The following is a 12,398-nucleotide window of genomic DNA, read 5'->3' on the forward strand; positions in this document are numbered from 1 at the left end:
AACACAGCGCCGAATGCTTTTCTGGGGTGGGGACAAATCTGTCCTGCCTCATGCTGCACCAACCAGGATTTGAATTTGAACACTGCGTCAATCGTCGATGGCCGCCGGTGCCACCAAACAGATATGGGTAAACCGTGAGCGTTTCTCTAAGTCGTCTCGAGCGCCAGCTCGGCTACACCTTCAAGGACCAGGAACTGATGGTCCTTGCCCTCACACACCGCAGCTTTGCAGGGCGCAATAACGAGCGCCTGGAATTCCTCGGTGATGCCATCCTCAATTTCGTCGCCGGTGAAGCCCTGTTCGAGCGCTTCCCCCAAGCCCGTGAAGGCCAGTTGTCGCGCTTGCGCGCCCGCCTGGTGAAAGGCGAGACCCTGGCCGTGCTGGCCCGTGGTTTCGGCCTGGGTGAGTACCTGCGCCTGGGCTCCGGTGAACTGAAGAGTGGTGGTTTCCGCCGTGAATCGATCCTGGCTGACGCTCTCGAAGCGCTGATCGGTGCCATCTACCTCGATGCAGGCATGGAAGCGGCCAAGGAGCGCGTCACCGCGTGGCTGACCTCCGAGATTGAAAGCCTCACGCTGGTCGACACCAACAAAGACCCCAAGACCCGCCTGCAGGAATTCCTGCAGTCCCGTGGTTGCGAACTGCCACGCTACGAAGTGGTGGATATCCAGGGTGAGCCGCATTGCCGCGTATTCTTCGTGGAATGTGAAATCACCTTACTGAACGAAAAAAGCCGAGGTCAGGGTGTGAGCCGTCGTATTGCCGAACAGGTAGCGGCCGCTGCAGCACTGATTGCCCTGGGCGTGGAGAATGGCCATGACTGATTCAACCGCAACACGCTGTGGCTATGTTGCCATCGTCGGCCGCCCGAACGTGGGCAAGTCCACGCTGCTGAACCACATCCTCGGCCAGAAGCTCGCGATCACCTCGCGCAAGCCGCAGACCACCCGCCACAACATGCTGGGCATCAAGACCGAAGGCAACGTGCAAGCGGTCTACGTCGACACCCCAGGCATGCACAAAGGTGGCGAGAAAGCCCTGAACCGCTACATGAACAAGACCGCTTCGGCGGCGTTGAAAGACGTCGACGTGGTGATCTTCGTGGTCGACCGCACCAAGTGGACCGACGAAGACCAGATGGTCCTGGAGCGTGTGCAGTACGTCACCGGCCCGTTGATCGTCGCGCTGAACAAGACCGACCGTATCGAAGACAAAGCCGAATTGATGCCGCACCTGAGCTGGCTGCAGGAACAACTGCCGAACGCGCAGATCATCCCGATCTCGGCCCAGCACGGTCACAACCTGGAGGCTCTGGAGCGTGTGATCGCCGAGCACTTGCCGGAGAACGAGCACTTCTTCCCGGAAGACCAGATCACCGACCGCAGCAGCCGTTTCCTTGCCGCCGAACTGGTGCGTGAGAAAATCATGCGCCAGATGGGCGCCGAGCTGCCGTACCAGATCACCGTCGAGATCGAAGAGTTCAAGCAGCAGGGTAAGACCTTGCACATCCATGCGCTGATCCTCGTCGAACGTGACGGCCAGAAGAAGATCATCATTGGCGACAAGGGCGAGCGCATCAAGCGCATCGGCACCGAAGCGCGCAAGGACATGGAGTTGCTGTTCGACTCCAAGATCATGCTCAACCTGTGGGTGAAGGTGAAGGGTGGCTGGTCCGATGATGAGCGTGCACTGCGCTCCCTGGGCTACGGCGACCTGTAAGAGCACCGCTGGTGATGCGGGGCGGGCTTGTTGTGGTGAGCGGGCTTGCCCCGCGCTGGGCTGCGAAGCAGCCCTAACACCAGGCCCCGAGATCTGACCGAATGAACCCCGGTTATTTGACTGGGGCTGCTTCGCATCCCAGCGCGGGGCAAGCCCGCTCACCACAGAAGCAATGAGGCTTCAATGTCCCAATCCCCACCCCCCAGCCAACTCGCTTACGTCCTGCACAGCCGCGCCTACCGCGAGACCAGCGCCCTGGTGGACTTCCTCACGCCCCAAGGCCGCCTGCGCGCTGTCTTGCGCAGTGCGCGCGGCAAGGCGGGCACGCTGGCACGGCCATTTGTGGCTCTGGACGTGGAGTTTCGCGGCAAAGGCGAGTTGAAAAATGTCGGTCGCATGGAAAGCGTCGGTACTTCTGCCTGGCTCAATGGCGAGGCGCTGTTCAGCGGCCTCTATCTCAATGAACTGTTGATCCGCCTGCTCCCCGCCGAAGACCCGCACCCGGCCGTCTTCGATCACTACGCTGCCACCTTGTTGGCGCTGGCCGAAGGCCGTCCTCTGGAACCACTGCTGCGCGCCTTCGAATGGCGCCTGCTCGATGACCTGGGCTACGGCTTCGAACTGGCCAACGACCTGCACGGCGACCCCATCGCCGCTGATGGCATGTACCGCCTGCAAGTCGATGCCGGTCTCGAACGCGTCTACCTGCTGCAACCCGGCCTGTTCCAAGGCACGGAATTGCTGGCCATGAGCGAAGCCGACTGGACCGCCCCCGGCGCCTTGTCCGCCGCCAAGCGCCTGATGCGCCAGGCCCTGGCCGTGCACTTGGGCGGCCGGCCGTTGGTCAGTCGCGAGTTGTTTCGAAAGCCCTGACATCCCCGTGTATGCTGTGCACCGATTCTTTACCTTTTCAGGAGCGCTTCCGTGACCACCAGCAATCGCATTCTTCTTGGCGTCAACATCGACCACGTCGCTACCCTGCGCCAGGCCCGGGGCACCCGTTACCCTGACCCGGTCAAGGCCGCGCTGGACGCCGAAGAAGCGGGTGCCGACGGTATCACCGTGCACCTGCGCGAAGACCGCCGCCACATTCAGGAGCGTGACGTGCTGATGCTCAAGGAGGTGCTGCAAACCCGCATGAACTTCGAGATGGGCGTCACCGAAGAAATGATGCAGTTCGCCGAGCGCATCCGCCCGGCGCACATCTGCCTGGTGCCGGAAACCCGCCAGGAACTGACCACCGAAGGCGGCCTCGATGTGGCCGGCCAGGAGGCACGGATCAAGGCTGCCGTGGAGCGCTTGTCGAAGATCGGCAGTGAAGTCTCACTGTTCATCGACGCCGACGAGCGCCAGATCGAAGCGTCGCGTCGTGTCGGTGCGCCGGCCATCGAACTGCACACCGGCCGTTACGCCGATGCCACCACGCCCACCGAAGTGGCCGACGAGCTGCAACGCATTATTGACGGTGTGGGCTGCGGCCTCAAGGAAGGCCTGATCGTCAACGCCGGGCATGGCCTGCACTACCACAACGTCGAAGCCGTGGCCGCGATCAAGGGCATCAACGAGCTGAACATCGGGCATGCGCTGGTGGCTCATGCGCTGTTCGTCGGCTTCAAGGGTGCGGTGGCTGAGATGAAAGCCCTGATCCTGGGCGCTGCCAAGGCCTGATCCGTCGATCATTTTGTAGGAGCGAGCTTGCTCGCGAAGGTCGTTAACGATGACGCGGGGAGCCTGGCTTTTCGAGTTGTTCTCAGGTCTTTCGCGAGCAAGCTCGCTCCTACAGCCGGGGCAGGTGTATCGTATCTGCCTTTTGCAGGCCTTGGGCCTGCGGCAGATACGTGAGGTTGTTGTGTCCCGATCCTTTTCCCGTCGACAAATCCTGGGTGGTCTTGCAGGCCTGGCCGTAGTGGGCGTCGGTGCCGGTGGCGCCTACCGCTACTGGCTGGGGAAAGTCGCCGAGGCCGAGGCCGGGCACGATTACGAACTGATCGCCGCACCGCTGGACGTGGAACTGGTACCGGGGCACAAGACCGAAGCCTGGGCATTCGGCCCATCCGCGCCGGGCACCGAGTTGCGCGTGCGCCAGGGCGAATGGCTGCGGGTGCGTTTTATCAACCACCTGCCGGTCGCCACGACCATTCATTGGCATGGCATCCGCCTGCCACTGGAAATGGACGGCGTACCCTACGTCTCGCAATTGCCGGTGCTGCCCGGTGAATATTTCGATTACAAATTCCGCGTGCCCGACGCCGGCAGCTACTGGTATCACCCCCACGTGAACAGCAGCGAAGAGCTGGGCCGTGGCCTGGTCGGCCCGCTGATCATCGAGGAACGCGAACCCACCGGTTTCAAACATGAACGCACTCTAAGCCTGAAAAGCTGGCACGTGGACGAAGAGGGCGCTTTCGTGGCCTTCAGCATTCCCCGTGAAGCGGCGCGTGGCGGAACGGCGGGGCGGCTGTCGACGATCAACGGCGTGTCCCAGGCAGTGATCGATCTGCCGGCCGGGCAGATTACGCGCGTGCGGCTGCTCAACCTCGACAACACCTTGACCTATCGCATCAATATTCCCGACGTTGAAGCACAGATCTACGCGCTGGACGGCAATCCCATCGAGCCGCGCCCGTTGGGCAAGGAATACTGGCTGGGCCCGGGCATGCGCATCTGCCTGGCGATCAAGGCGCCGCCGGCCGGCGAAGAATTGTCGATCCGCAATGGTCCGGTGCGCCTGGGCACCTTCCGTTCGGTGACCACCACCGACGCGCCGGCCGAATGGCCGCCAGCGCTGCCGGCCAACCCGATTGCCGAGCCGGACCTGGCCAACGCCGAGAAACTCAACTTCAATTTCGAGTGGGTGGGTTCGGTCTCCGTGAATACCGACAACGGCAAGCCACCCAGCCTGTGGCAGATCAACGGCAAGGCCTGGGACATCACCGACAAGACCTGCGCCGACCGCCCGATTGCCAAGCTGGAAAAGGGCAAGAGTTACATTTTTGAATTGAAGAACATGACCCAGTACCAGCACCCGATCCACCTGCATGGCATGAGCTTCAAGGTGATCGCCTCGAACCGCCACAAGGTGATCCCGTATTTCACCGACACCTATCTGCTGGGTAAAAACGAGCGCGCCCGCGTGGCGCTGGTGGCAGATAACCCTGGGGTGTGGATGTTCCACTGCCATGTGATCGACCATATGGAAACCGGCCTGATGGCCGCCATCGAGGTGGCGTGATGCGCCAGTTTCGCCCCACCGCGATCATCGACCGCAGCCGCGACCAGGACTTCATGCGCGAAGCCCTGGCCCTTGCCGCCCAAGGCGCTGCATTGGGTGAAGTCCCCGTAGGCGCTGTGTTGGTGCAGGACGGTGAAATCATCGGCCGTGGCTTCAACTGTCCCATCAGCGGCAACGACCCCAGCGCCCATGCCGAAATGGTCGCCATCCGCGCCGCCGCGCAAGCTATCAGCAATTACCGCCTGGTGGGCAGCACCCTGTATGTGACTTTGGAGCCGTGCAGCATGTGCGCGGGGCTGATCGTGCATTCGCGGATTGCGCGGGTGGTGTACGGCGCGCTGGAACCCAAGGCGGGGATCGTGCAAAGCCAGGGGCAGTTTTTTACCCAGGGCTTTTTGAATCATCGGGTGTTGTTTGAAGGCGGGGTATTGGCAGAAGAGTGCGGGACGGTCTTGAGCGAATTCTTCAAGGCGCGCCGGGCAAAAGCCTGACTCGCTCTCTGTAGGAGCCCGGCAAGCCGGGCTCCTACAGGGGTGGTGCGTTTATTTTTTGGCGATGATCACGGCCCGCATCGGCGCCGGCAGCCCTTCGATGGTTTTGCTGTGATCTTCCGGGTCAAGGAAATCACTCAGCGACTGGTACTTCATCCACTCTGTCCCACGCTGTTCCTCGACGGTGGTGACGCTCACATCCACACAGCGCACATCACTGAACCCGGCACGCCGTAGCCACAGCATCAACGCGGGCACCGACGGCAGGAACCACACGTTGCGCATCTGCGCGTAGCGATCTTCCGGCACCAGCACTTGTTGCTGATCGCCTTCGACCACCAGGGTTTCCAAGACCAGTTCGCCGCCCTTGACCAGGGTGTCTTTCAGCGCGAGCAAATGCTCGATGGGCGAACGGCGGTGATAAAACACTCCCATGGAAAACACCGTGTCGAAGCCTTCCAGATTCGACGGCAGGTCTTCGAACGGGAACGGCAGGTGCCAAGCCTTGGGTTCTGACAGATAACGCTGAACCGCCTGGAACTGACAGAAGAACAACCAGTTCGGATCAACGCCAATCACGCTGTCGGCCCCGGCGCCGAGCATGCGCCACATGTAGTAACCGTTGCCGCAGCCCACGTCGAGGATGCGCTTGCCCTTCAGGTTCAGGTGCGGTGCCACGCGGGACCACTTCCAGTCCGAGCGCCATTCGGTGTCCACATGCACGCCGAACAGGTGGAACGGCCCTTTGCGCCAAGGGTTCAGGCCCATCAGCGCGGCATGCATCTGCACACGGGTGTCTTCGTCGCAGTCGGTATCGAGTGTCAGGCCGTTGAGCAAATCCACTTCGCTGGGCTGGATTTTTGGCAGTGCATCCAGCGCACTCTGCCAGCGCTCCAGATCGCCATGACCCTTTTCCATCTTGCTATCGAGTTGCGCTTGCAGGCCCTGGGCCCACACGGCCAAAGGAGTGCCGACCAGATGGCGGGCGAGGGGGGACAGATCAATCATGGCAAGGCAATCAACGAGGCAAAGTTAAGACACTGGAACCACGGCACGACTTTCGAGAACCCTGCCGCCAACAGGCGTTCGCGGTGTTCTTCGAGGCTGTCGGGCTTCATGACGTTTTCGATGGCGCTGCGCTTCTGGGCGATTTCCAGTTCGCTGTAGCCGTTGGCGCGTTTGAACGCGATGTGCAGATCGGTGAGCAGCGTGTGTTCTTCGGGATCATTGAAGCGCAGCTTTTCCGAAAGGATCAATGCACCGCCCGGCAACAATGATTGGCGGATGCGCGAGAGCAGCGCCAGGCGCTCATCGGGCGCGATGAATTGCAGGGTGAAGTTCAACGCCACCACCGAGGCCGGCTGGAACTGCAGCGCGAGGATATCGCCCTCGATGACCTCGACCGGCAGCAGCTCCTGGAACATCGAGTCCTGGCCATTGAGGTATTCACGGCAACGCTCGACCATCGCGGCCGAGTTATCCACAGCGATCACCCGGCAACCGTCGGTGCGCACATGGCGGCGCAGGGCCTGGGTCACCGCGCCAAGCGAGGATCCCAGGTCATACAGCACGCTGTTGGGTTGGGCGAACTGCGCGGCGAGTACGCCGAGGTTCTCGACGATGGTCGGGTAGCCGGGCACCGAGCGCTTGATCATGTCCGGGAACACCCGCACCACGTCCTCGTTAAAGGCGAAGTCCGGCACCTGGGGCAGGGGCTGGGCGAATAGGCGATCGGGTTCTTTGCTCACGGTTGTTCCGGCGACGATTGGGGAAAGGCCGGCATTTTAGCGTAGGAGCTGGCTTGCCTGCGATGGTCGTTAACGATTACGCAGAGATTCTGGATGAACGTGGCGCCTGTGGGTCTTTCGCTGGCAAGCTAGCTCCTACAGAGGGTTGGAGTGTTTCTGATGGAAAGCCGAGGCAGTGATGCCCCACTGGCCCAGCCAATACGTGGTGATCAGCAAATAAGGTGCTGCATCGAACGCCACCACAAACCGATTGATACCAATCAGCGTGTCAGAAAACACAAACGACACCGCACCTGCCGCCGCCAGCCATGCCGAGCGTTTCGGCACGTCGCTGCCCAGTCGCGTCAACGCACGCCAGAGCATGGCACTGATCACGGTTGCATAAACCACCACTGGAATCAGCAGGTCGCCCAGGCCATGGGAGATCAGGATGCTCAGCAGGATCGCACCCACGCCCAGCGCCACTACCAGCGGCAGCAGCGCCAAGCGGCGACAGTCACTGAAATAGGCTTTGAGGTACGCCAAATGCGCAAACAGGAAGGCACCCAAGCCGAAGATGAACAGGTCGCCCGGCCAGGCCAGCAGTACATCGCCCACCAGGGAAAAGATCAGCCCCAGGCTGATCCAGCGTCGATAGTCGGTGGGCGGCGCGTCATGCAGCCAGCCCAGCAGTGCCAGTACCGGCAAAGGTTTGACCAGCAGGCACAACAAGGTGGCATGGGTGGCAAGGCCGTAGATAAAGGTGCCGGCGCCCATCAACGCAAGAATCAGCCATGGCATATCAGTTCACCGTGATGGCGCAGTCAAAGGTTTCGACGGGTTCGGCTTCCGGTTCCCAGGGTTGCTGGGAGGTCAGGCGCAAACGACCCTGGCCGGTGGCGAAAGCCTGGAAGCGCCAGGTCGACTGGCCGCCGCCACCGATCACGCCGGATTCCGTGCTGCTGTAGACCTCAGGGCTCAATGCGCGCAGCACGCCCCCAGCGGAATCCTGGATGGCCCAACGGTAGCCGGTGGTGGGGTTGCTTGGCAGGGTGAGGATCAGGTTTTGTCCGCTTTTGAGCTGGAGCGGGCAGGCGCTCTGATTGTCCACGGTGATATTTTGCTTCGGTGCACTGGCGCACGCGGCCAGCAGGGCAAGGCTCAAGGGGAGAAGCAGGCGGGCAGCGGTCATGGGGGCTCCGTTGATTCACGACGAAGGGCGAGCATAACCGAAGATGAGACAAGGTGTGACAAGACCGCGGCGGGCTTGTTGTGGTGAGCAGGCTTGCTCTGCGCTGGACTGCGAAGCAGGCCCAAAACTGACGACCCCACTTTTCCAGGAAAATGGGGTTTTTTTAAGAGGGGCTGCTAGCAGCCCAGCGCGGGGCAAGCCCGCTCACCACAGGGGCCAGGCCGGGCATCTCATAGCAGTCAGAACAGCACTTTGGCCACATCCGCAAAGCGCTTGGCAAAGTGCACCGTCATGCCTTCCTTCAGGTATTCCGGCAACTCTTCATAGCTGCCACGGTTCGGCTCCGGCAGGATCAGCTCATGGATCTTCTGGCGCCGCGCCGCAATCACCTTCTCGCGCACGCCGCCAATCGGCAGTACATGCCCGGTCAACGTCAGCTCACCGGTCATTGCCACGCCTTTCTTCGGCGGTTGGTTGCGCGCCAGGGACAACAACGCACTGGCCATGGTCACACCGGCGCTCGGGCCGTCTTTCGGTGTCGCACCTTCCGGCACATGCAAGTGCACGAAGGCCTCATCGAAGAACTTCGCATCACCGCCAAACGACTTCAGGTTCGAGCTGATGTAGCTGTAGGCGATTTCCGCGGACTCCTTCATCACTTCACCCAACTGCCCGGTGAGTTTGAAACCGCGATTGAGCGTGTGGATACGCGTCGCCTCGATCGGCAAGGTCGCGCCGCCCATGCTGGTCCAGGCCAGCCCCGTGATCACACCGGTGCCGGACAATACTTGCTCATTGCGAAACACTGGGATGCCCAGGGAACTCTCCAGATCCTTGTTGCCGATCTTGATCACCGAGTCCGGCTCGTCCAGCAACTTGACCACGGCTTTGCGCACCAGTTTGCCCAGTTGTTTTTCCAACTGACGCACGCCGGCCTCGCGCGCATAGCCGTCGATCAACGCACGCAGCGCGCCGTCGCTGATGGTCAGGCTGTTTTTCGACACGCCGGCTTTTTCCAGCTGTTTCGGCCATAGGTGGCGCTTGGCGATGGCGATTTTTTCTTCGGTGATATAGCCCGACAGGCGAATCACTTCCATACGGTCCAACAATGGACCTGGGATGGAGTCCAGGGTGTTGGCGGTGCACACGAACAGCACTTTGGACAGGTCCAGGCGCAGGTCCAGATAGTGGTCGAGGAATTCGACGTTTTGCTCCGGGTCGAGGGTTTCCAGCAAGGCCGACGCCGGGTCGCCCTGGAAGCTTTGGCCCATCTTGTCGATCTCATCGAGCATGATCACCGGGTTCATCACTTCCACATCCTTGAGCGCCTGCACCAGCTTGCCCGGCAGGGCGCCGATGTAGGTGCGGCGATGGCCTTTGATCTCGGCCTCGTCGCGCATGCCGCCGACACTGAAGCGATAGAACGGCCGGCCCAGGGACTCGGCGATGGATTTACCCACGCTGGTCTTGCCCACGCCTGGCGGGCCGACCAGCAGCACGATGGAGCCGGCGACTTCGCCTTTGTAGGCGCCCACCGCAAGGAATTCGAGGATGCGGCTCTTGATGTCATCCAGGCCCGCGTGGTGTTTATCCAGCACTTTTCGCGCATGTTTCAGGTCGAGTTTGTCCTCGCCATACACGCCCCACGGCACCGAGGTGGCCCAGTCCAGATAATTGCGGGTCACCGCGTATTCCGGCGAACCGGTTTCGAGGATCGAGAGTTTGTTCAATTCTTCATCGATGCGTTTTTTCGCCTGGGGCGGCAGCACTTTGCCTTCCAGGCGTTGCTCGAACTGCTCGACGTCCGCGCTGCGATCGTCCTTTGTCAGGCCCAGTTCCTGTTGGATGACCTTGAGCTGTTCCTTGAGGAAGAACTCGCGCTGGTGCTCACCGATCTTGCGGTTCACCTCGGCGGACAGTTCTTTTTGCAGGCGCGCGACTTCGACCTCTTTGCGCAGCATCGGCAGCACTTTTTCCATGCGCTTGAGCATGGGCACGCAGTCCAGCACTTCCTGCAACTCGTTACCGGTGGCCGACGTCAGTGCGGCGGCGAAGTCGGTGAGTGGCGACGGGTCGTTGGGACTGAAGCGGTTGAGGTAATTCTTCAACTCTTCGCTGTACAGCGGGTTGAGCGGCAGCAGTTCCTTGATCGCATTGATCAGCGCCATGCCGTAGGCCTTGACCTCGTCGGTCGGCTCGCTCGGCTGGTGCGGGTATTCGACTTCCACCAGGTACGGTGGGCGGTGGTGCTTGAGCCAGGTCTTGATGCGCACGCGGGTCAGGCCCTGGGCGACGAATTGCAGCTTGCCGTTTTCGCGGCTGGCGTGGTGCACCTTCACCAGGGTGCCGTATAGCGGCAGGGCGGAGGTATCGAAGTGGCGTGGGTCTTCCGGCGGGGTTTCCATGAAGAACAGGGCCAGGGAGTGGTGGTCGGATTTGCTCACCAACTCCAGGGTCTCGGCCCACGGCTCTTCATTGACGATCACCGGCAGCACTTGCGCCGGGAAGAAGGGCCGGTTGTGGATCGGGATGATATAGACCTTGTCCGGCAGGTTTTGCCCGGGCAGCGCCAGGCCGGTATTGGATGACGCTTCGTGTTCGGCGTTTTCGGGGTCGGCGTAGTCGTTGAGGTCGTAATCAGGGAATTCTTGCTGGTCGCTCATGGGGCACCTGCATAAGGAAGTATGCAGGTTAGATGGGGCGGGGTAGCGGTGGTTTCAATGGTCGCGTGAAGTTAGCAACAAATTGCATGAATTCAGCTGATCTTGTGCAGATAGCTCGGCAATGGCTGTTCTGGCAGCACGGACAACACTTTCAACCGTTGCAGCATGCGCTGCCGTGCGCGTTGCAGATGCTCACGCAGGTTCAACGCCGCCGCATCAAATGCGCCGTGCAGCAGCAATTCCAGAATCAGGCGATGTTCGGCCAGCATGGCCGGATCGGCGCCGATCCCCAGCAAACGGTAAAAAATCCGGCTGATGATCATAGGGCTTTGTCCTTGGCGGATCAGCGCCGCGATCTTGCGGTTCTGCAGGCCGGCGAGACAGCGCTGGTGCAAGTCCTCCTCGATCTGTTCGATGGCATCCAGGCTGCAGTGGGGGCTGTCCTGAGCGTCCAGCACGCGTTGCAACATCGCTTCCAGCAATTGGCGGTCGAGGTTTGGGGCGCTTTGGCGCAAGGCTTCGGGCTCCAGGCAGGCGCGCAGCTCGTAGTCTTCGGTGACTTCACGGGCGGTCAAGGGGCCGGCCAGCCATTGGGAGTAGGGCTCTTTTTCCACTAGGCCTCGGTCACGCAGGCGCATCAGCGCTTCACGCACCACCGCGCGGCTGACGCCGTAGTGGTCGGCGGCGGCCTGTTCGTCCAGGCGGTAATGGCCGAAAGCGATGCAGGTGGACAGCGCCGCGCCGATCTCTTCGACGATGCGCTCGCCCAGCGGCCGCGTGTCCACCAACTCATCTTCGCCGTTGAGGCCCAGGTGCGCATGGCTCAAGGGCAGGCGCAGCGGCTCCACCGCCAGGCCGTCGGGGTTGATCAGGTAGCCCCGGCCGTTGAAGCGGCAAATCAGCCCTTCCTCATGCAACAGGTCCAGTGCTCGGCGCACCGGCACACGGCTGGTGCCGAACAATTCGGCCAACGGCGCTTCCAACAAGACCAGGCCGTGGCGCGCGGTGCCGTTGACGATCGCATCACGCAATACCTGGTGAATCATCGCGTAACGGGAGGCCGGGGCGGACGCTGCTTTCATCGCTTTCTCTGGGGCTTGTGGGACGGTGGCCGGGGATTCTCTCATAAGTTGCGCCTGTCACCCTGCGCCACAGCGGCGGCACCTTTGTGGGGCTCGGAATGGGGGAATGTTACTTTTCTGCACCAAAATGTATTTATTAATAAAAGATACATTATTTCATTGAAGGCGCTTTCCTGCGGCCTTGCAAGATTTTTTCTGACTGGTTAACGCCATCTATCCCGTAGCTCTGGGCGAAATCCTCCGATTGCGTAAACGTTGTCTCAGAAAGACTGGCACGAAAGCTGCCTCTGTA

12 protein-coding genes are annotated in these 12,398 nt (G+C 61.3%); 6 read left to right on the plus strand and 6 right to left on the minus strand.

The features are described 5' to 3' along the window. Positions 1-134: 134 nt before the first annotated feature. The 6 genes from rnc to tadA all read left to right on the plus strand — a co-directional run bounded on the left by rnc (position 135) and on the right by tadA (position 5,442). Complete coding sequence (gene rnc, locus RB216_RS05200; RefSeq protein WP_016978270.1) at positions 135-824, plus strand: ribonuclease III; 690 nt, start codon at positions 135-137, stop codon at positions 822-824. After that, positions 817-1,719, plus strand: coding sequence for a GTPase Era (era, locus tag RB216_RS05205; protein WP_028618988.1), 903 nt, complete (start codon positions 817-819; stop codon positions 1,717-1,719). The genes rnc and era overlap by 8 nt, the downstream gene beginning before the upstream one ends. A gap of 183 nt (positions 1,720-1,902) precedes the next feature. Further along, complete coding sequence (recO, locus tag RB216_RS05210; RefSeq protein ID WP_016978272.1) at positions 1,903-2,592, plus strand: DNA repair protein RecO; 690 nt, start codon at positions 1,903-1,905, stop codon at positions 2,590-2,592. Positions 2,593-2,643: 51 nt separating this feature from the next. Then, the gene (gene pdxJ, locus RB216_RS05215) at positions 2,644-3,387 is read left to right on the plus strand and encodes a pyridoxine 5'-phosphate synthase (RefSeq protein WP_068934714.1); all 744 of its coding nucleotides are present in this window, start codon (positions 2,644-2,646) and stop codon (positions 3,385-3,387) included. Between the two features lie 181 nt (positions 3,388-3,568). Then, positions 3,569-4,951 (plus strand): multicopper oxidase family protein, encoded by a 1,383-nt coding sequence (locus RB216_RS05225; protein WP_308908385.1) that lies wholly within the window; start codon positions 3,569-3,571, stop codon positions 4,949-4,951. After that, complete coding sequence (gene tadA / locus RB216_RS05230) at positions 4,951-5,442, plus strand: tRNA adenosine(34) deaminase TadA (protein WP_028618991.1); 492 nt, start codon at positions 4,951-4,953, stop codon at positions 5,440-5,442. Before RB216_RS05225 ends, tadA begins: the two co-directional genes overlap by 1 nt. A 51-nt stretch (positions 5,443-5,493) precedes the next feature. Here the strand turns inward: tadA and cmoB are convergent, their stop codons facing one another. From cmoB to RB216_RS05260, 6 genes are all read right to left on the minus strand, one after another. Continuing rightward, the gene (gene cmoB, locus RB216_RS05235; protein WP_305383699.1) at positions 5,494-6,450 is read right to left on the minus strand and encodes a tRNA 5-methoxyuridine(34)/uridine 5-oxyacetic acid(34) synthase CmoB; all 957 of its coding nucleotides are present in this window, start codon (positions 6,448-6,450) and stop codon (positions 5,494-5,496) included. Beyond that, a complete protein-coding gene (gene cmoA / locus RB216_RS05240) occupies positions 6,447-7,190 on the minus strand; it encodes a carboxy-S-adenosyl-L-methionine synthase CmoA (protein WP_068934716.1) in 744 nt (247 codons plus the stop codon). The genes cmoB and cmoA overlap by 4 nt, the downstream gene beginning before the upstream one ends. A gap of 135 nt (positions 7,191-7,325) precedes the next feature. Further along, a complete protein-coding gene (locus tag RB216_RS05245) occupies positions 7,326-7,970 on the minus strand; it encodes a lysoplasmalogenase (RefSeq protein ID WP_308908386.1) in 645 nt (214 codons plus the stop codon). Between the two features lies 1 nt (position 7,971). After that, a complete protein-coding gene (locus RB216_RS05250; protein WP_068934720.1) occupies positions 7,972-8,361 on the minus strand; it encodes a protease inhibitor I42 family protein in 390 nt (129 codons plus the stop codon). Positions 8,362-8,600: 239 nt separating this feature from the next. After that, a complete protein-coding gene (lon, locus tag RB216_RS05255) occupies positions 8,601-11,024 on the minus strand; it encodes an endopeptidase La (protein ID WP_028618996.1) in 2,424 nt (807 codons plus the stop codon). A 92-nt stretch (positions 11,025-11,116) separates the two neighbouring features. Next, a complete protein-coding gene (locus tag RB216_RS05260) occupies positions 11,117-12,106 on the minus strand; it encodes a GntR family transcriptional regulator (RefSeq protein WP_308908387.1) in 990 nt (329 codons plus the stop codon). Between the last annotated feature and the right edge of the window lie 292 nt (positions 12,107-12,398).

Source organism: Pseudomonas canadensis, assembly GCF_030980095.1.
GTDB lineage: Bacteria > Pseudomonadota > Gammaproteobacteria > Pseudomonadales > Pseudomonadaceae > Aquipseudomonas > Aquipseudomonas canadensis.